The sequence below is a fragment of the Pseudomonas sp. LjRoot277 genome (assembly GCF_964253845.1).
In the GTDB taxonomy this organism is placed as follows: domain Bacteria; phylum Pseudomonadota; class Gammaproteobacteria; order Pseudomonadales; family Pseudomonadaceae; genus Aquipseudomonas.
Genome location: NZ_CAXURI020000001.1, coordinates 237137 through 256967, shown reverse-complemented (window position 1 = coordinate 256967; position 19831 = coordinate 237137). Strand labels below are relative to the sequence as shown.

Annotated in this window: 17 protein-coding genes and 1 pseudogene; 1 reads left to right on the top strand and 17 read right to left on the bottom strand. The window is 60.3% G+C overall.

Translation table 11 applies throughout. The annotated features are described in order from the left end of the window. Window positions 1-3: 3 nt before the first annotated feature. From tssK to tssA, 15 genes and pseudogenes are all read right to left on the bottom strand, one after another. Window positions 4-1335: a type VI secretion system baseplate subunit TssK gene (gene tssK / locus ACSQ87_RS01210; RefSeq protein WP_046045022.1), complete on the bottom strand. Its 1332-nt coding sequence runs from the start codon at window positions 1333-1335 to the stop codon at window positions 4-6. Between the two features lie 2 nt (window positions 1336-1337). Next, window positions 1338-1838, bottom strand: coding sequence for a type VI secretion system lipoprotein TssJ (gene tssJ, locus ACSQ87_RS01205; protein ID WP_008150089.1), 501 nt, complete (start codon window positions 1836-1838; stop codon window positions 1338-1340). A gap of 5 nt (window positions 1839-1843) precedes the next feature. Further along, the gene (gene tagH, locus ACSQ87_RS01200) at window positions 1844-3040 is read right to left on the bottom strand and encodes a type VI secretion system-associated FHA domain protein TagH (RefSeq protein ID WP_046045021.1); all 1197 of its coding nucleotides are present in this window, start codon (window positions 3038-3040) and stop codon (window positions 1844-1846) included. A 17-nt stretch (window positions 3041-3057) separates the two neighbouring features. Continuing rightward, window positions 3058-3198 (bottom strand): hypothetical protein, encoded by a 141-nt coding sequence (locus tag ACSQ87_RS01195; protein ID WP_008150087.1) that lies wholly within the window; start codon window positions 3196-3198, stop codon window positions 3058-3060. A gap of 334 nt (window positions 3199-3532) precedes the next feature. Continuing rightward, window positions 3533-5053: a sigma-54 interaction domain-containing protein gene (locus ACSQ87_RS01190; RefSeq protein ID WP_436273204.1), complete on the bottom strand. Its 1521-nt coding sequence runs from the start codon at window positions 5051-5053 to the stop codon at window positions 3533-3535. Between the two features lie 10 nt (window positions 5054-5063). After that, window positions 5064-7712 carry a type VI secretion system ATPase TssH gene (gene tssH, locus ACSQ87_RS01185; RefSeq protein WP_436273203.1) on the bottom strand — a complete coding sequence of 883 codons (2649 nt, stop codon included), beginning with the start codon at window positions 7710-7712 and terminating at the stop codon, window positions 5064-5066. Between the two features lie 13 nt (window positions 7713-7725). Next, a complete protein-coding gene (gene tssG, locus ACSQ87_RS01180) occupies window positions 7726-8733 on the bottom strand; it encodes a type VI secretion system baseplate subunit TssG (protein ID WP_223429590.1) in 1008 nt (335 codons plus the stop codon). Further along, a complete protein-coding gene (tssF, locus tag ACSQ87_RS01175; RefSeq protein ID WP_223429591.1) occupies window positions 8697-10484 on the bottom strand; it encodes a type VI secretion system baseplate subunit TssF in 1788 nt (595 codons plus the stop codon). The genes tssG and tssF overlap by 37 nt, the downstream gene beginning before the upstream one ends. A gap of 66 nt (window positions 10485-10550) precedes the next feature. Then, window positions 10551-10934: a hypothetical protein gene (locus ACSQ87_RS01170; RefSeq protein WP_223429592.1), complete on the bottom strand. Its 384-nt coding sequence runs from the start codon at window positions 10932-10934 to the stop codon at window positions 10551-10553. Between the two features lie 20 nt (window positions 10935-10954). Continuing rightward, the gene (locus ACSQ87_RS01165; RefSeq protein ID WP_223429593.1) at window positions 10955-11338 is read right to left on the bottom strand and encodes a hypothetical protein; all 384 of its coding nucleotides are present in this window, start codon (window positions 11336-11338) and stop codon (window positions 10955-10957) included. A 1150-nt stretch (window positions 11339-12488) separates the two neighbouring features. Next, window positions 12489-12782, bottom strand: a pseudogene (locus ACSQ87_RS01160) (PAAR domain-containing protein); the annotation flags it as partial. 10 nt (window positions 12783-12792) lie between these two features. Beyond that, window positions 12793-13200 (bottom strand): type VI secretion system baseplate subunit TssE, encoded by a 408-nt coding sequence (gene tssE, locus ACSQ87_RS01155; RefSeq protein WP_008150080.1) that lies wholly within the window; start codon window positions 13198-13200, stop codon window positions 12793-12795. Window positions 13201-13213: 13 nt separating this feature from the next. Beyond that, window positions 13214-14689, bottom strand: coding sequence for a type VI secretion system contractile sheath large subunit (tssC, locus tag ACSQ87_RS01150; protein WP_223429595.1), 1476 nt, complete (start codon window positions 14687-14689; stop codon window positions 13214-13216). Window positions 14690-14717: 28 nt separating this feature from the next. Further along, the gene (gene tssB, locus ACSQ87_RS01145) at window positions 14718-15221 is read right to left on the bottom strand and encodes a type VI secretion system contractile sheath small subunit (RefSeq protein ID WP_046045012.1); all 504 of its coding nucleotides are present in this window, start codon (window positions 15219-15221) and stop codon (window positions 14718-14720) included. A gap of 32 nt (window positions 15222-15253) precedes the next feature. Beyond that, window positions 15254-16810, bottom strand: a complete 1557-nt coding sequence (tssA, locus tag ACSQ87_RS01140) for a type VI secretion system protein TssA (RefSeq protein WP_436273202.1) — start codon at window positions 16808-16810, stop codon at window positions 15254-15256. Window positions 16811-17712: 902 nt separating this feature from the next. On the opposite strand from tssA, the gene ACSQ87_RS01135 reads away from it, so the two are divergent. Next, a complete protein-coding gene (locus tag ACSQ87_RS01135) occupies window positions 17713-18108 on the top strand; it encodes a DUF6124 family protein (protein ID WP_436273201.1) in 396 nt (131 codons plus the stop codon). Window positions 18109-18197: 89 nt separating this feature from the next. Here the strand turns inward: ACSQ87_RS01135 and ACSQ87_RS01130 are convergent, their stop codons facing one another. Both ACSQ87_RS01130 and ACSQ87_RS01125 read right to left on the bottom strand, forming a co-directional pair. Further along, window positions 18198-18473 carry an HU family DNA-binding protein gene (locus tag ACSQ87_RS01130; protein ID WP_003213368.1) on the bottom strand — a complete coding sequence of 92 codons (276 nt, stop codon included), beginning with the start codon at window positions 18471-18473 and terminating at the stop codon, window positions 18198-18200. A gap of 192 nt (window positions 18474-18665) precedes the next feature. Next, on the bottom strand, window positions 18666-19814 hold the full coding sequence (locus ACSQ87_RS01125) for an NAD(P)/FAD-dependent oxidoreductase (RefSeq protein ID WP_436273200.1): 1149 nt from the start codon (window positions 19812-19814) through the stop codon (window positions 18666-18668). Between the last annotated feature and the right edge of the window lie 17 nt (window positions 19815-19831).

The window sequence follows — 19831 nt, the reverse complement described above, 5'->3', positions numbered from 1 at the left end:
CGGTCAGTTCCTGATGGCCCAGAATTTCAGTTCAAGCTCGGCGAATTCGCCGGACACGTGGAACGCGAAGCCGCCGGAGCGCTCGAGTTGTGCCAGGTCTTCGGAACTGAGTTCGAGAATGAAATAGGTTTTGTTGGAGTGGAACGCGATCTGCCGCGGGGCCACCGGCAACGGTTTGACCTTGATTCCAGGCAGATGCAGGTTGACCAGTTGGCGGATGCGCTCCACCGGGCCGACCTTGAGGTGCGCCGGCAAACGATGGCGCAGTTCTTCGGAGTCGCAGTTGGCGCTGGCCGCGAGCACGAACGAGGCCGAGCCCAGCAGTTTGTGGTCGTGCAACGGCGAGACGATGATCCCGTACTGACGCGCTTGCAGGACCAGTTCGATGGCGTGCTGTTCGAGCACCATCGACAGCACCTGACGAATCGCTTCCATCAATTTGCGGAAGCTCGCGCCCTGGTCGCTGTGCTGGTAACGGCTGTCCAGACGCGGGCGTTTACTGTCGCTGGAGAAGGTCGCCAGATCGCCGAGCATGGTCAGCAGCGTGCGGTACAACTCTTCCGGGTGAACCTGCTCCAGGCCGAGGTAGTGACGCAGCAGCAGTTCGGTGCGGTTGATCAGTTGCAGCATCATGAAGTCGCCGACTTCCGCGCCACCGACTTTGCCGTTCGAGCGGATGCGTTCAGCGATGGTGTCGCCCCGGTGGCCGAGCATGCTGATCACTTCTTTCAAGCACGACAGCAGGTAGCTGGACGAGTGCGCCTGAATGTAGGTCGGCACGAAATCCGGGTCGAGGCTGATCACGCCGTCGGGCGTGGTGTCGAGCACTTCGCAGATCTTCAGTTTCACGTAGGCCTGGTCGCTCTGCTGCTCGCCGAGCAACAGTTTGAAGTCCGGGCGGCCGCAGCTGACCTGGCTGGCGGAGTCGTCGCCGGCGTTGGAATCGGCGACTTCCGCTTCGTACGCGGTGTAGCGCGCCAGCACGTCGGATTGCTCCGGACGGCGCGACTCGATGTGGTTGCCGGTGACCAGCGGCAGCGCCAGGTAGATCGGCGTGTTACCGGTGTTCGGCGGTACGTCGAGGGCCAGCGGTTCGGTGTTGCCGCCGAGTTCGAACAGGCTGCCGTCCGGCAGAATCCCCGAGGCCTGGCTGATCACCAGTTTGCCCATGTTGAGGAACTGCAGGTCGATGTCCAGGTTCAGGAAGCCCCAGGTGTAGCTGCCCAGCAACTGCGTGCGGGTCTTCATCTGGTGGTCGTAGTAGCGATCGTTGTGCTGGAAGTGCTGCGGGCGCAGCAGCATGCCTTCCTGCCAAATCACTTTATGGGAATTCATGATCAGTCATCCGCCTTGGCGAGCGTTTCGTTGCTGTTGCGAATACCGGCCTGGTCGAGGGTCAGATCAGCGTCGGTGACTTCCACCGGGGTGACTTGCACCGTGTAGCGCCATTTGGTTTCCGGCAGATCGCGGTAGGCGGCGAGGATGCCGACGTAGCGACTGCCCTCCTCCACGCTGAGTTTCATCTCCACGGTTTCACCTGGACGCAACTCGATTTCTTCGCTGGCCACCAGGTCCGGGGCCAGGGATTCCTTGGCGCGCTCGTACAGGCTGAAGAAGTCAGCGTTCTCGAACGTCACCGGGTGCTTGAGCTCGAACAGACGCACAACGATCGGCGACGGACGCCCGTTGAGGTCCGGGTTCAGCTGATCGCTGGCGGTCAGCTTCAGGTTGAGCTTGGTGACGTGGGAATACGGCGACAGCGACGAGCAGCCGGCCAGCAGCACCAGGGCCGCGAACGCCGTCAGCGTCTTGAAAAAAGCGGTCGAGCAGCGAGACATGCGCATCATCCTTGGTGGTCGGTGTGAAGGGTGGAAATCAGGCGGATCTGTTCTTCGTAGGCCTGAGCGAAGTCGCGAGCCAGCAGGCGCTCGCTCCAGTCATCGTCCTGACGCAGGGCCTGGTGATAACGACCGTAGGCTCTCCAGCGACTGCCGGACGTGGCGAGCAAAGGCTTGTTGTCGCGCTCGAAACGCAGGGTCAACTGCTGTGGCGAAAAGTGTTCCAGCGTGCCGCGTACGGCGGCGCGGCTGGCCGTCAGCAAGGCCACCTGATGCGCCTGCAAATCGCGGAACGCACGGGAGATCGCCTGCTCGGCCGGCAACTGGCCCGGCTTGTTCGGCTGCAACAAAATGCCCAACGCTTCGCCGGCATCGACGGCAAATTTCAGCGGGTTCTTTTGGGTGCCTTGCACGGTGGTCTGGGCCAGACGCAGTTCGTTTTTCAGTTCGCTGCGGGTGCGCAGGCTCTGCTGCAAACCGCCGACGCTTTGCTTGAGCAGGCGTGCAGCGTTCAGCGCCAGGGCTTCGCGGGCGTCGTGGTCGAGGCCTTTGAGGTCCACGCCCAGCGCCGCACCGAAGTGTTCCCAGAAACCTTCACTCTGACGCTCGACCGCTTTGGGCGGTGGCGCGGGCGCTGGCTCTGCCGGGGCGTTGATCAGCTCCGGCACCATCAGGCTTTCCATGTCGATGCGCGCATAGTCGGCGCGCTGACGGGTGTCCTCGATAGTCGTACTCGGGGAGATCAGTTCGTCGATTTCCGAATACACGCGCTCTTGCTGATCGAGGGCGTTGAGCGGGTCGAGATCGAGAAACGCATCGTCCGGAATGATGCTGCCTGCTGCTTGCGGACGGCCGACTTCAACGTCGAAGGTCGCCGGGTCGCGCACCAGCCGCGCACGGATCTCGAAGTCACCCAGCACGTAGACACTGCCGTGCTCGATACGCATCGCTTCGCCCTTGCGCAGGCGCGCGCCGCTTTCGCTGTCCTGGATACCGTTGCTGCTGGTATCGGTCAGGAAAAACGTGCCTTCGCGGTAGCTGATCACCGCGTGGTGATTGGACAGGTGACGCTTGCGGTCCGGGATGATCCAGTCGCAATCCTCACCCCGACCGATCACGCCACCGGCCTGTTTGAAGGTCTTCTGGCACAAATCCGTGGGCACGAACTGCTTGGTGTTGAGCATTTCGAAAACCAGTTCCATGGTGATACTCCTTGCGGTCACTTGCCGCGATTGACCGCCTGCGGATCACCCAATGGGCGATAGGTGTTGTCGTTGTATTTGTAATTGCCGCTACAGCCGCCGAGGCCGCATAGAACGACGAGGGTCAACAGGACGGCTTGCCAGTGACGAACAGACATCAGAGGGTCTCCAGGGGTAGACAAAGTACAAAGCGCCGACCCGTTTGGGCGGCGCTGTTAGAAGCGGATGAGGTGAAGCCGAGAGCTCTAGTCCGGGACATTGAGCACTGCCTTTGTGGCGAGGGGACTTGTCCCCGTTGGGTCGCGAAGCGGCCCCAAAACCGGCCACCCCCGTTTATTCAGGTAAACCGCATTTACCGGACTGCGACTGCTGCGCAGCCGAACGGGGACAAGTCCCCTCGCCACAGGAAGCTCGCTCACTGCAGGAAACTTCCTCACCACAGGGAATGCGCTGGCCACAGGTGGCATTCCAACCAAGTTGCAGAAATCGAGATCAACCATCGAAATCACCCAAATTGATATTCAGGCGCCCGAGGCGATACAGCAGCGTGCGGCGTGGCAGCCCGAGTTCGCGGGCGGCGAGGGTCTGGTTGCCGTCGTTTTTGCGCAGGCAATCGAGCAACAGGCTGCGTTCGACCTGCTCCAGGCGTTCGCGCAAGTTCAGGCCGCTGCTGTCTTCCGGCATGGCTTCCATGCGCAGAGAGAAATGTTCGGCCAGTAACTCACCGCCCTCGCACAGCAGCACCGCGCGCTCGACCAGGCCTTTGAGTTCACGCACGTTGCCGGGGAAGGCATAACCGGACAGGTGATCCAGCGCAGCATCGGACCAACTCACGGCGTCCCGTTGCAAGAACGAGCACGCCTTGTCGGCGAAGTGCCGGGCCAGGTCGAGGATGTCGCCTTCGCGCTGACGCAGGGCCGGCAACTCGATCGGAAATTGCGCGAGGCGGTAGTACAAGTCCTCGCGGAATTTGCCTTCGCTGACCAGCACCGACAAATCCCGGTGAGTCGCGGCGATGATGCGCACATCGATCTTGTGGGTGTCGTTGGAGCCCAGCGGGCGGATCTCGCCTTCCTGCAGAACCCGCAACAGCTTGGCTTGCAGGGACAACGGCATGTCGCCGATTTCATCGAGCAGCAAGGTGCCGCCGTTGGCCGCGTCGAACAGCCCGGCACGGTCGCGATCGGCACCGGTGAACGCACCTTTGCGGTAGCCGAACAATTCGCTTTCCAGCAGGTTCTCGGGGAACGCCGCGCAGTTCTGCACGATGAACGCCTGGGAACGGCGCGGGCCACAATCGTGAATCGCGCGCGCGACCACTTCCTTGCCGGTGCCGGTTTCGCCACGCAGCAGCACGGTATACGGGCTGTGCAGGACTTTGCTGATCAGCGAATAGGTCTGGCGCATGGCCGAACTCTTGCCGATCAAACCGTAACCGCTGGCGCTCGGGACGCTGACCTTCGCCGGTCGTGCATCACCGGTCGGCTGACGCAAACGTTGCAGCAAATGCAGTTGGCCAAGCACGAACGAACCGAGTTGCCCAAGGGAATCGGCAAAGCCTTGCAAGTCGATGTGCCGGCGACTGGCGCACAGCAATAAGCCTTCGACAGCTTTCTGCTGATTGACCAGCGGCACGCACAGCAGCGACTGCCAAGGCGTGGCCTGAGGCGGCAGGAAACTGGTTTCGTGCAGGCTGCCGCTCAACTCGCTGAGGCACACCACGCGGTTCTGGCACAGGGCGAATTGCAGCAGTTGTTCACCGTTGTAATCCGCCGGCAGGCTCGCCGCTTCCCGAGGTTGCAGGATGCCGTTGAGGCATTCGGCGTTCATCCCCAGGCACGTGTGAGTCGCGTCCAGCAGGTACAGCTGAGTCAACTCGCAACCGCTGAGTTCGGCCAAGCCGCGCACGAAGTCACCCAGCAGCGCAGCACCGTCCGCCGCGCGCGACAGGCTGGCGAATTGCGCCAGCAAGGCTTCGGCATAGACCAGCGGCTGCGGCACTTGAGTGAACATCACACCCACCTCAGGCGAACTCGCACGTCACGCTGGCGTTGCCGTCGAGCGTCGCGTGGACACGCTTGAGGCTTTCACCCGTGGCCATCGCATCGAGCAAGCGGTCGGCCACCAGCGGCAGCACGTGCAGGTCGAGCAAATGGTCGATCAGGCGCGCGCCACTGTCGCTTTGGGTGCAGCGTTCGGCCAGGTGATCGACGAGGTCTTGCGAGTAAGTGAAATCCAGCTGACGACGGTTCAGGCGCTCGCCCAGACGGCCGAGTTTGATTTCGATCAGCTCGCGCAGCACCGGGCCACCGACCGGGTAGTAAGGCACGACGCGCATGCGCGCCAGCAGCGCCGGTTTGAAGTGTTTGCTCAGCACCGGGCGGATGGTTTCTTCAAGGACTTCGGCCGACGGCCGCGCGCCGTTTTCACAGAGCTCGGCGATGCGGTCGCTGCCCAGGTTCGAAGTCATCAGGATCAGCGTGTTGCGGAAGTCGATCTCACGCCCTTCGCCGTCGTTGGCCACGCCTTTGTCGAAGATTTGGTAGAACAGGTTCAGCACGTCCGGGTCAGCTTTCTCGACTTCATCGAGCAGCACCACCGAGTACGGTTTCTGCCGCACGGCTTCGGTGAGCATGCCGCCCTCGCCATAACCGACGTAGCCCGGCGGCGCACCGATCAGGCGCGAGACGGTGTGTTTCTCCTGGAACTCGGACATGTTGATGGTGGTGATGAAACGATCGCCGCCGTACAGCAAGTCCGCCAGGGCCAGCGCGGTTTCGGTCTTGCCGACGCCGCTCGGGCCGACCAGCAGGAACACGCCGACCGGTGCATCAGGTTTGTTCAGGCCGGCAGCGGTGGCGCGCATCGAGCGGTCCAGTGCGTGAACGGCTTGTTCCTGACCGCGAATGCGCGTGCGCAAGTCGGTGGCGAAGCTCGCGACCTTGGCGTTGTGCTCGCGGGCCAGTTGCGCCAATGGCACGCCGGTCCAGGCGCTGATCACTTCGGCCACCAGACGCGGGCAGACTTCGAAGCTCACCAGACGCTCTTTGACCTGAAGCTCGGTCAGCGCTTTGTGAGTTTCGTTGAGTGCGCTTTCCAGCGTTTCGACGCTTTGCGCTTCGTCCACCGGCAGCGTTTCGATCACGGTGCCCTCGGCATCTTCTTCAACCGTGACAGTAGGATCGACGGCGGCAGCTTCGCGGGCCTTGGCCAGTTGCTGACGCAGGTCCAGCAGGCGCTCGGCCAGTTCTTTCTGTTCGGTCCACAGCGCTTCGAGGGCGACCATTTCATCTTCGGCTTCGGCCAGACGACCTTCCAAAGCGTCCAGCGCTTCGCGATCGATCAGCAGACCGGCCTCGGCATCACGGCGCAGCGCCTGACGCTGACGGCCACCTTCAGCCAGTTCGCCACGCAAGCGTTCGAGGCTTTCCGGGGCAGCGGCGAGGCTGATGCGTACGCGTGCGCACGCGGTGTCGAGGACGTCGACGGCTTTGTCCGGCAGCTGGCGACCTGCGAGATAGCGAGCAGACAACTCGGCCGCCGCAACCACTGCGTCATCGCGCAGGTAGATGCCGTGGCTCTTCTCGTAAACCTGAGCCAGGCCACGCAGGATGGTCACCGCTTCGCTGACGGTCGGTTCGTGCAGTTGCACCGGTTGGAAACGACGGGCCAGGGCCGGGTCTTTTTCGAAGTACTTCTTGTACTCCGCCCACGTGGTGGCGGCGATGGTGCGCAACTCGCCACGGGCCAGGGCTGGCTTGAGCAGGTTGGCCGCGTCGGAACCGCCGGCATTGCCGCCCGCGCCAATCAGTGTGTGAGCTTCGTCGATGAACAGGATGATCGGTTTCGGCGAGGCTTTGACTTCGTCGATCACGCCTTTGAGGCGGCGTTCAAACTCACCTTTGACGCTGGCGCCCGCCTGCAACAGGCCCATGTCCAGCGACAGCAACTCAACGCCTTTCAAGACTTGCGGCACTTCACCGGCCGCGATGCGCGAGGCCAGGCCTTCTACAATGGCGGTTTTACCGACGCCGGCTTCACCGACCACAATTGGGTTGTTTTTGCGGCGACGGGCGAGGATGTCGACCATCTGACGGATCGCGCCGTCGCGGCACAGCACCGGATCGAGTTTGCCGTCGCGGGCCTGTTGGGTCAGGTTGTGGGTGAAGCGCTGCAGCAGCGATTCGCCCGGCACGGCAGGTTTGCCCGTCGCCGGTTGTTCTTTCTGCGACAGGGCGAATTCTTTCAGGCGCTCGATGTTCAGTTTGGCCAGCAACGACTGGTAGCGGCTACCGGCGTAGCGCATCGGGTTGCGCAACAGCGCGAGGATCAACGCGGCTTGCTCGACCTGGCTCTGGCCCAGTTCAAGGTTGGCCACCAGCAACGCATCTTGCAGCCACTGCACCAGTTCCGGAGCGAACACCGGGTTGCGCGAAGCGCTGTGCTCGACCCGCGATTGCAACGCGGCGCTCAGCTCACCGGCATCCACTTCGGCGTCTTGCAGCGCGCGTGCGAGCAAGCCTTGCGGGCGCTCCAGCAAGCCCAGCAGCAAGTCTTCGACGAGGATCTTGCTGCCGCCACGGGCGACGCAGCGTTCGGCCGAACTTTCCAGGTCACGACGGGTTTCGGCATCCAGCGCCTGGATAAGTTGTTGCAGGTCTACGTTGATCATTGGTCATCTGTCCTTAATGAATTTTGCTGCCCAGGGTCACCACGCCGTCCGCTTTTTCGCGGCCGAGCCAACTGGTCCATCCCAGGCGACAGGCGTTCTGCTCACCGATGCGCAGTTCGCGGATTTCTTCCTGTCGCAGCACCAGGCGAATGTCGTAATCGAGCGGGTCACGCAGGGTGAACCGCACCAGCGCGCAGAGCGGCTGGTAGCCGAAACCGATCGGCAGGAATTCGTGGAAACGTTGCCAGTCGAGTTCGCGGATGTGGATACGGAATTTGCCGCTGCGGTCGCGCACGTGTTCGCCCAGCACCAGGTCTTCGCCGAGCAGGCTGTTGGCGCGGCCCAAGCGATTGCGCTGCTCGTCGAGGATTTCGACGCGGCGCTCGATGCATTGCTCGATGGTCAGTTCGGCGTGTTTGAAGTAGTAACGCAGCACCGCTTCGATCAGCGCCGCCGAGTGCGCCCGCAGGCTGAGCAAACCGAGGTACGGCAGCAGGCGTTTCCAGTTGAGTTCCTTGGCCTTGCGGATCTCTTCGCCACCGAGGCCGATCAATGCAAACAGCTGCGAAGAAAACGGGTCGAGGGCACCGCTCTGGAAGCTTGCGCGGTAGCGGTATTTTTTCCAGATCGGCAGCATCAGCCGTTGCAGGCGATGGTGAAACAGGTCGAGGAAGTTGCGGGTCGGGTTGCCGTCTTCGCTGTCGCCCAAAGCCTGCTCGCCGTAGAACGCCGGCAGTGGCGAACCGGAACCGACCAGGCCGATCAGGTTGAAACGCAGACGCGCGCGCATCTGCCCGTGCTCTTCGAAAAACTCCACGCGATCGACGTCACTGCCGGGGAAACCCAGGCTCGGATTGGCCTGGAATTCCAGCTGGTCATACAGATCATCTTCGCTCAGGTACGGGTGCGCCTCGCGCAGCCGGTCAACCACCAGCAGCACGGCCTGAAACAGCGAGTACTCGCGTATTACCCGGGTCAGCCCGCTTAAAGCAGGGGTTGCAGACCCATACGTGGTGTCCATTGGTACACCTCTCCCTGTGTGCTTTTTACTCGCAGCTCGTGGTACGAGTTGAGACTGGCGTAAAGCGCGAAAAACTCGTTAAGAACCGAAGCGAAAACGAACAGGTCGCCCTCGCCGATATACCCTTCCGGGTCGATGGTCAGCTCGGTGCGCAACCCGCGTACCGGCAACCCGCGGTGCAAGCGGTCGACGTGTTGGTGTTTGATCGACTTGAGCCCGCCCAGCAGGCGCTTGCTGACTTTTTCAGCGTGTTGGTCGTAGTAGCGCGGCAGGTCGTAGGTTTCAAGAATCACCTTCAACGCATTGACGTCCGCCAGCGACAGATAGTTAAGCGACATGTTGCTGATCAGCTTCCAGAGGAAGTCACGGTTCAGCGGCGGCGCATAACTGGGCGTGGCCGGTGTGATGTTGCGGAAACTGAGGAACTCCGGCGTCTCTTCGCAGGCCACGCAGATGTCGCCGAGCTTGAGCTTGCGCGGCAGGTTCTGGTTGGTGCACATCAGCTCGATCGACAGGGTTTCGTGGGCTTCGGTGTGGCGAATGCCAAAGCTCAGGTAAGTGTCGAGGCCATCATGCAACAGGGACGAACGCTGACGGATGCTGTAATGCGGACGGCTGTTGGGCACGTCGAAACTCGGGTCGTGCTCGAACGATTCGAACGGCACGTACTCCTGATAACCAAGGCCGCCGGGCTTCCAGCCGGTGACGTTTTCCACCGAAAACACACCGCAGTTCTGCAGATCGTATTCGGCTGGCAGCAGCAGGTATTCGTCTTGCTTGCCGTCGAGGCGGATCGGCAGTGCATCGTGCTTGAACAGGTTGACGATGGGCGTGCAGTAGAGCTTCACGTTGTCCAGCGTCGGACGCATCCGCATGATGCCGCTCTTGCGAATGTCGAAGCGCAATTCGAGGCCGCGCATTTGCTTCAGCGTGTCTTCCGGCAGGGCTTTGAGCAGGTCCAGACCGTTGACGTCGACAAACAGGAATTTATCCTGGAAGGCGAAATATTCCTGCAAGTAGCGGTAGCCGCGGAAGGTGTTCAGCGGATACGGGATCAACGCCTCTTCTTCGGCGAAACCCACCGGCTGCACGCGGTCGCCGGGCATCTTGAACGCCATCGGCGTGCCGTTGACGCCGTTGATGGGCTTGCCGGCGCCGTCCAGCGGGATCAGCTCGATGCCTTCCAGGTTGCGCAACAGGCTCAGGTAAAGCATCTGGCTGATGTAGCGCTCACCGGCGAAGTGCAGACGCAGACGGCTCAGCTCCAGCTCACCGAGGTGACCGTCAGCGCTCATCTCCAGACGCAGGCTCAACAGCGAACCGTCGCCTTTCACCGAGTAATTCAGCGCGGCCAGATCCAGCGGCAAGACTTCAGTCGGGTAGCAGGTACGGAAACGGCAACGCACGTCATCGATCGGCACACTCTCAACCGGCGTGTCGCGCTCGACCATCAACGCCGGCCCGGAACGCTTGAGCGGGTCGAACTGCAAAATGCTGAACGCCGGCAGCGGGCGCATGTAGTTGGGCCACAGCAAATGCATCAGCGAATGGCTGAGCTCCGGCAACTCGTCGTCGAGCTTCTGACGCAGGCGGCCGGTCAGGAACGCAAAGCCTTCCAGCAACCGCTCCACGTCCGGATCCCGCCCGGCCTGGCCGAGGAAAGGCGCCAACGCCGGGCTACGCTCGGCGAATCGACGACCTAACTGGCGAAGTGCGGTGAGTTCGCTTTGGTAGTAGTGGTTAAAGGACACGGGGGGTTACCTGTTTGTCGTTTTTGCAAAATTTTTCAGAGCCGGAACATCCAACAACTGCGTGCGTCATGGGCAAAAAGAACGGTCATCGACAGTCCATGAGCGCACGGCTTTTTCTTCGACCTTCTCAACCCGCGCCAAAGCCGTGCGTAGCGCTTGCCCATCAATGGTTTTGACGGCACTGGCGCTTTTTATCGACAGGCTGTACTGGTCGCTTATCTGGCCCGACACGTCCTTGCCCGCCGACGTGTAGTTGGCGATGGACCGGCGCTCGTCAGGGCTCAACGTAAAGCTGCGGGGCTGATCGTCATAGTTGGAGTCATGGGCCAGGGACAGCTCCAGCGGTACTCCGCAGGTGTTGAGCAGGTACACATCGTTGCGGTAGACCTGCTGCGCAGCGCAGGCCGTCAATGACACGAAGAAGGCAAAAAAACCGGTCCACTTAAACATCGAATCCATCCTTGGCAGCTTCATGGGCAGAACGATGCATCGTTGATTGTCCAGGAGCTGATATCGCCTTGTCTCACCGGTGTTTTGCCTTCAAGGGCCGCTCTTAATGCCTGCGCATGAATGACCTTCGAGACACTAGCGGTGTTGATCAGCAGTTCATAATCATCGGCAATGCGCACCACCGAGTCTTTGTCATACGAGATATAGCTGCCGATGATTTGTCGGGCGCCGACCGGCGCGACATAGTCGCCAACAGACGGTCCCCAGTTCGAAAAATGCGAAACCTTCAGCGTCAGGGGACTAGCGCAGCTGTTCTGCAGATAGATTTCGTCACGGAAAAGCTGCTGCGAGGTGCAGGCAGTCAGCGGGAACAGCAATGCTGCGCAGCCGATGTACTTAATCATCGAATTCGACCCGGGCCAGCCAGAGAAGGCTTTTGACGTCTTGTTCGGAGGCGACGGTGCGGCTCAGCCTATCGGCCGTGGGCGCGCGGTAGTCGCTAAAGTACTCCATGACATCGACTTCACCTGTCAGCGGATCGTCATGATTCGGCGTTGGATTTTGCATCAGGCTTGAAGAGCCTTTGTGCGTCCACGAATAAGTAGGAACTATCCCGCCACCGTATTCGTTGAGAATCAAATGGCCTAACTCATGAGCCGACGTTTCCTTGAACTGTTCTTTGGCGTAGTTCTTCGCGACTTCCAAGGGGCTACGACGTTGAACAACATAACTGTCATAGGCGAAGCCCATGTTGTGATAAAGCTTTCTGGCAATCGCCAGACTGGTAGAACGTCCGAAGTCCTTGGACAACGAATCAATCAGTGGGAAGTTTCCAGCTTTCGGTGTGGCATTGATGTCGGCTTTGACCGTAACTTTGTAAGCACCCTTGCCGGTCGTGATCCCACTGGCAATACCACCGGCCCGCGAGCCATTACGCGACCAATAGAGCTCGATCCCTTCCTTGGCCCAACCCAGTAATGTGTTGAACGGCGTCGGCGCCAGGCCCGGGGTAGAACCACTGCTGCCGCCATCGGAGAAGCTCGGCCGCAACACGACATCAACCGTCTTCGCACTCCGATCAACCCGAACATCAACCCACTTCACTTCTTGCGCCGAGCACTCAAGCGTCAGATCGGTGACCTGTTGTTCGCCGCCCTGAGTCGCGGTCAATCGCACCTTCAGGTTCGGGCTTTTCAGAACACGGGTGTCGAGAATGCCGGCGGTGTCGTAGCCATCCCACTGCCATGAGTGCTCACCAGTCGGCAGGAACGCTGCGGTATTGGGTTCGGCGTAGATCAACTTTTCGCCGTCCAGCACTTCCAGCTTCACGGTGTCGGCAGCGGCCTTGCGGTTGTCGATGAGGAAGTCGATCAGCTCACGGTTTTTCGTGGCACCGCTTTTGATTTCATCGTAATCCGGGACCTCCAGCGGCGTCAGAACCGAGTTGCCGCCAGACTTCAGTTTCAGCAGGTAATCGAGCTTCTTTTCATCAGCGCTGACTTCTGGAATCAGTGCCGCGACCACAGCACCCAGCGCGGTCGCAACAATCCCGGAGAACGACGCCGCCGAATGCGAATTCCCGATAATCACCGTCCCGGACCCGGCCGTAACCTTGTTGCCATGAGTTCCAACGGAATCCACCGTCGCAGCCGGTTTCCCGTTGATCAAAACCGTCGTCGCCAACCCGCCCGACATCGCACCACCACACGCCGAGGCATCGCCTTGGCGGGCGGCCGCGAGGCCGTCGAAGAAGACGTCGCCGGAACCGGCGACAATCGGGTTGGTGCCGTGACCGGGGAGCGGGCAAGCGGTGGGGTCGGTGACGCGGGCTGCGGGTTTGCCGGACATCGGAGTCTCCTTAGTTGACCTTCACTTGACCGCTACCATCCAGGCGCGCGGCGAAACTGACCTGACGCTTGAAACCATCAACTTCCAGCAAGCCTTCGATGCTGAAGGACAGGCGAAGCTGATCGTGGTCACGCGGCAGGGAAATGACACGCACATTGCTCAGGCGTGGCTCGTAGGCTTCGATGAAATTTTCGATGGCCAGACGGGCCTGACTCAGGGAGTCGTGCAGGCTCAGACGCATGTCATTGAGATCGGGTAGCCCGTAATCGGACAGCGTTTGCACGCTGCCCGCACGGGTGCTGAGCATCTTGGCCAGATGGGCAGCCACGGACGCCATGGCGGAGACCTCGCGGCTCCAGCCGACGCGTTTGTCCGCGTCGCCACCCAGGCGTTCGAAAAGGCTGCCGTATCCAGTCATGAGTTAGCCCCGCTTACTCTTTGTCCAGCTTGCCAACCAGCGACAGGGTGAAATCGGCACCCATGTACTTGAAGTGCGGGCGCACGTTCAGGCTGACGCGGTACCAGCCAGGCTCGCCTTCGACATCGCTGACGATGATCTGGGCAGCGCGCAGTGGACGACGGCCACGGACTTCGGCGCTTGGGTTTTCCTGGTCGGCCACGTACTGGCGGATCCACTTGTTCAGTTCCAGCTCGAGGTCGGTGCGTTCTTTCCACGAACCGAGTTGCTCGCGCTGCAGCACTTTCAAGTAGTGAGCCAGGCGGTTGACGATCATCATGTACGGCAGTTGCGTGCCGAGCTTGTAGTTCAGCTCTGCCGCCTTGCCTTCTGCGCTGATGCCGAAGAACTTCGGCTTCTGCACCGAGCTTGCGGAGAAGAACGCCGCGTTGTCGGAGCCTTTGCGCATGGTCAGGGAGATGAAGCCTTCCTCGGCCAGTTCGTATTCACGACGGTCGCTAACCAGAACCTCGGTAGGAATCTTGGTTTCGATTTCGCCCATGCTTTCGAAGTGGTGCAACGGCAGGTCTTCAACCGCGCCACCGCTCTGCGGGCCGATGATGTTCGGGCACCAGCGGAATTTGGCGAAGCTGTCGGTCAACTTGGTGCCGAACGCGTAGGCAGTGTTGCCCCACAGGTAATGCTCGTGGCTGTTGGCGACGGTTTCTTTGTACACGAACGATTTGACCGGGTTTTCTTCCGGGTCGTACGGGTTACGCAGCAGGAAACGCGGCACGGTCAGGCCAACGTAACGGGAGTCTTCCGACTGGCGGAAGCTCTGCCATTTGGCGAATTGCGGGCCTTCGAAGTGATCTTTCAGATCCTTCAGGTCCGGCAGACCGGTGAAGCTTTCCAGACCGAAGAATTTCGGGCCGGCAGCCGCGATGAACGGCGCGTGGGACATGCAGGCAACGCTGGACACGTACTGCATCAGTTTCACGTCCGGCGAGCTTGGGGACATGAAGTAGTTAGCGATGATCGCGCCAACCGGCTGACCACCGAACTGACCGTATTCAGCGGTGTAGATGTGCTTGTACAGGCCCGATTGCATCACTTCTGGCGAATCTTCGAAATCGTCCAGCAGGTCCTCTTTGGAGACGTTGAGGATTTCGATCTTGATGTTTTCGCGGAAGTTGGTGCGGTCGACCAGCAATTGCAGACCGCGCCACGACGATTCCAGGGACTGGAAGGCCGGGTGGTGCAGAATTTCATCCATCTGGCGGCTGAGCTTGGCATCGATCTCGGCGATCATGCGGTCAACCATGGCCTTCTTGACTGGCTCACCGTTGTTCTGCGGCTTGAGCAGCTCTTCGATGAAGGCCGACACACCGCGCTTGGCGATGTCGTAGGCTTCGTCGTCCGGCGTCAGGCGGGTTTCGGCGATGATGCTGTCGAGAATGCTGTATTCGCCGTTCTCGTTGCTCTTTTGCTGTGCTGCGCTAGTGCTCATTGTGTTGGCTTCCTTGGCTGATGGAGACTCAGGCGTCCTGGGCTGCGGCGTTCAAGCCCAGCTCACCCAGTACGCGACCGCGGGATTCGTCGTCGGCGAGCACGCCTTCGATGGCTTTGCGGAACGCAGGCGCGTTACCCAGCGGACCTTTGAGGGCCACCAGCGCGTCGCGCAGTTCCATCAGTTTTTTCAGCTCAGGCACTTGCTCGACCAGGCTGGCCGGGTTGAAGTCCTTCATCGAGTTGACGCGCAATTTCACGGCCAATTCTTCAGTGTCGCCTTCTTCCTGAAGACGGTTCGGTACGCTCAACGTCAGCTGCAGCTCTTGCTTGGCCAGCACTTCGTCGAAGGTCATCTTGTCGATGCTGATCGGCTTGCGATCTTCGACTTTACGTTCGTCCTTGCGGTGGGTGTAGTCACCGATTGCCAGTAGTTTCAACGGCAGTTCAATCTCTTCCTGAGCACCACCGGTGGCAGGTTTGAAAGTGACGTTGATGCGTTCCTTGGGGGCTACCGAGCCTTCTTTGGCCATGGCTATTCTCCTTGCGGTTGTGGCCCTGGGGCCTATTCGAGTACCACTTCGAGATCGAGGTGGCACAGCCTGCGATAAATCTCTTCCTTGCGTTCACGTACGGCATGGTTCTGCGGTAACAACTCGCAGCAGCTATGCAGTAAATGCAGCACTTCCAGCGCAAGATCGGGCTCCCAGGCGTTCAGGCCTGAGTCCTGTAATGTTTGGTCCAGGGTTTCGAGTTGGGTCTTGGCCAGTTCGTATTTCTTGGCCATGAAGCACAGCCGCGCGAGGGCGAACTGCCAGAAGAATCGGACGCGTCCGCCGTGGGCGCTTTGCAGGCCTTGCTTGAGGATCTGCACGGCGGCCTTGAGGCCGTCCTTGCGCAGGATCGGCAAGACTTCTTCCAGGGCCAGTTCCCAGGCCGGCTGACTGTCGGCGACTTCGACCTTGCGCGGCGCACTGGCGCTTTGCAGGTGCGGCATGACGTGGGCGCTGACCCAGGCGCGGGTCGCCGGATCGGCAAACGGGGCGCCGTCATGGAATCGCAATTCGATGATGCCGGGCAGGCGCTGAATCAAAAGCGCGAAGTGGATTTCCACTTCGCGCATAGACATCTCGGCGTTGAGCCCCTGGAGGCACTCCCAGACCATTCGCTGGCCATCGAACCAGAACGGCGCCTTCGCCAGGCTCGCCTCCAGTTCCACCAGCAAGTCAGCGTATTTGGCGTGGTCGTAACGGTCCTGGTAGGCCTTGAGCTTGTCGGCTGGCAACCCGCGCAGAACGGTGATCTGCTCGGCGTTGCGCTCGGGCACCGCATCGATGGGCAACCACAACAGTGTGCGATTGAGGCGCAAGGCGCGCAGGTCGGTGGCTTTCTGCTTGAGCCACCAGGCACACAACGGTCGCGCGCTTTCCTGTTGGGCGCGCAGGGCCTTGTGGGCTTCTTTCTCGTTATCGATCGGTGCGCCGGGGGTGAACAGCTGCGTGGCGACTTGTTTGACCTGGGCCACGGCAGCCCCGACCACGCCGGGTTCTGGCTGGTTGTCGGCGGCGCGCTGAACCATGTTTTTCAAGCGGCGGGAGATCGGCAGCAGCAACGGCGCATCGTCGCCCAAGTGCGCGGTGCAAGCGGCATCGAGACCTTCAAGGTGTTCGACCAGCCGCCGGAACATCGGCAACTGCTCTTTGATCGCGACGTTTTCGGTCAGCACCTGCTCAAGACGCGGTACCAACCAACTGATGGCAGCGGAGCGGGTGCGGGCCTTGTTCGGGTGGACTTCGGCCCAGTGGCTTTCGCACAGGTAGTGCAGCAAACCGAGGCCGGCCAGCAGTCCCTGGAATGATTCGCGCTGGTACAGCGCCCAGGTCAGCCAGGCGCCAACCCGCAAATCCTTGGACTGGGTGCGCAGCAGGTTTTCACTGTTTTCGCGGATTTTCAGCCAGTCGATCTGACCGCTTTCGTGCATGGATTGGGCTTTGCCCAGCTCGCTTTCCAGCGCCTCATATTCGCTCGAAAAGCGAACGTCCTCGCCCGCGAAATTCTCTTTGGAAACAGAGGCTTTTGCGAGTTCGAGGTAATGAGCGGAAAGTTTGCTTGAGTAGGACATCCATGGCCTTTAATTAGGATTACAGTCATACGTCTATTGGAGTTCCAACGACGCGAGACAGTATCAAAGAGCTGCGATGAGTCTCATCCAATTGAGTTCGTGCTCTTTCAAGTGCGCGCATCGTACTCACGATGATGGCCACTAGCAAGCATCTGGTTAAACAACAAGACGAAGCGTCTCTATTGCTCGTAGGTGAATTCCTTATATATCGCAAGGGATTCCCTGATATCAGTTTAATATTTCCTCACCTGACGTATCGATCGGAAAGCACCGACTTAGAGCCGTCGCCGTCAATCAACCGCGGTCGCTGCCGATTGAATCGCTGCCACGCGTCTGAATCATGACAACAATAAAAATTATTAAATGTAGGAGGCTTCCGAAAGTCGCTGTCATCTTTCAACAAATTGGAGCGACAACAGCCCGCATGAAAAGTGCCACTATAATGATGGCACCCCATACACAAAACAAAGTTCCACATTGGAACTTTCGGTATCGCGGAAATTTCATATCGGGTTTTAAGGAGTGCCTACATTTCCGATGGTTAAACACCGCTCAATTGCGCGTGTTTAAAACGCCTCAAGGTTACTTCCTGCAAGCTACAACACCTTGCGCCGTTGCCTACGGCTACGCCAGAATCCGCCGGCTTGTGCGCCTTGGGGCTGGTCGGTAACTTGGTTCCTGTCACTGCCCATCAGTGATCGGGTTTAGCAGCCCGTGGTTGTTAGTGAGGTGCATAGCGTTTCCTTCAGTCAGGTATTCATATCCCTGCACTTGATGGTGGCTGTGCGTGGGGCGCCCTAGGGCGCGCCGGTTTGCTAACTCCCCGGTCTGCTAACCCGCGCACAGCCGCCACCCATCGTTTAGCAGCGACGTGTGAACGGCTCCATTTCAGGAGCTAGCAAATGTTCAAAGTCACACCCAACCCACCCGACACCGATCCGGTCTCTCCCTACGAAAGCCCCGATTCAAACAAACTCAGCGAAGCCGCCGAGCGCGCCCTCGACCATCACTTCCCGCCAGCCGACCCCAAACCACCAAAACGCAACGGCCAGCTCTTCAGCGTCTGCTCGGGCATCAACCCTGAAACCCTGCTCGCCAATGCCTCGGAAGATTTGCTGTCCATCAGCGCCATCGCCGCCAACCTCGCCGACGATGTGGACGGCTCACGCCGCTCCGTAGCCCTGGCGCTCAGCCGCATGGCTGACGGCGTGCATTTGTTGGTGGAGCGAACACTGGATTATCTGGATGAGCCGGAGATGGCGGCGATTTTCGCCAAGCAACAAAGCCGCGTCATTTAATCCGCCACCCATAAAAAAATGGGCACCCAACCTCGTTGGCGTGCCCATTTTTTATCCCGCTCCCGCGCTACGCGGGAAGTCGGTGCGTGTTACGGATTAACGCTGTCTTTCAACGATTTGCCTGGCTTGAACGCAACGGTGTTGCTGGCCTTGATTTTGACGGGCTCACCGGTTTGCGGGTTTTTGCCGGTACGGGCACCGCGGTGGCGTTGCAGGAAGGTACCGAAGCCCACCAGCGTGACGCTGTCCTTGCGGTGCAGAGCGCCGGTGATTTCTTCGAGAACGGCGTTGAGAACGCGGTTGGCCTGCTCTTTGGTGAGGTCTGCTTTTTCAGCAATTGCAGCGGCGAGTTCTGGTTTACGCATTAGTGAAGCCCCTTTGACGGTTTTTTGTTGTTATGTCCGTGCTGTTCTCGTTGGAACAGCGCCCAAAGCGCCGCAGATGCTCTACTCTGCGGCAGACGGGAGTGAGGATGGCACGCAGCGAAGAGCCGCGCCAGTCTCGGCGCGACCTTTGTAAGGGCAAAAGAGGGGTGATTCCGACAGAACGACCGGTATTTACGCCAGCAGTGCCGGAAGCTCTTTGTTCAGGGCCAGTTTTTCCATCACCGCCGCGCCTGTCAGGGCATAACCCAGCAGTTTGCCGCTGGCATCGCGGCACACTACTTTGATGTCCGCGCCCTGCCCTTCGACCGTCCAGACGCCCTCCAAACCCCGTGGCGGCGGTGAAACCACCAATGGGCAGACCGGCGTTTTAACGGTGATGGGCATCGGGCCATAACTCACCGCCGTCGGGTTTCCGGCGAGGGTCTGGGCCAGCGCTCTCGCACAGCTCATGAGGGGCATCACGTACAACAGATTCAGCCCATCGACTTCGGCGCAGTCGCCCAAGGCATAGATATTGGCGTGGGAGGTTTTCAGCTGACGATCGACCACCACGCCGCGATTGACCTGCACACCGGCCGCCGCCGCCAGGTCGATGCGCGGACGCAGACCGATGGCCGACACCACCACATCGCAAGGGATCACCTGGCCATCGGACAAGTGCGCTTCCAGTCCGTCAGCAACGCGCTGCAAGCGATTGAGCACCGGCCCGAGGTGGAAGCGTGCGCCCAGGCTTTCCAGCCCGGCCTGGACCGCAGCGGCCGCCGCCGGGTGCAACAGGGTCGGCATGACCTGCTCGCACGGTGCAACCAGTTGCACCTCATAGCCACCAAGGATCAGGTCGTTGGCGAACTCGCAGCCGATCAGACCGGCGCCCAGCAACAACACCCGACGCTTGCCGGCCGCCGCTGCGCGAAAACGTGCGTAATCTTCCAGATCGTTGATCGGGAAGACTGCGTCAGCCGCGTCGCCTTCGATCGGCACTCGCACGGTTTCCGCGCCCCAGGCGAGGATCAGGTCACGGTAAAACACCGCTTCCTCACCGATCCACAAGCGCTTGTGGCCAGGGTCGATGCCGCTGATGCGCGTGTGCGTACGCACTTCGGCCTTCAATTGCTCGGCCATGGCGCCGGGTTCGGCCATGCTCAGGCCGTCGGCGTCTTTGTTTTTGCCGAAGCCGGTGGAGAGCATCGGCTTGGAGTAGGAGCGTCCGTCATCGGCAGTAATCAGCAGCAGCGGGGTTTCGCCATCGAGTTTGCGAAACTCCCGGGCCAGGTTGTAGCCAGCCAGCCCGGTACCGACGATCACGACAGGTGCGTTCATTCCTTACTCCTCTAATT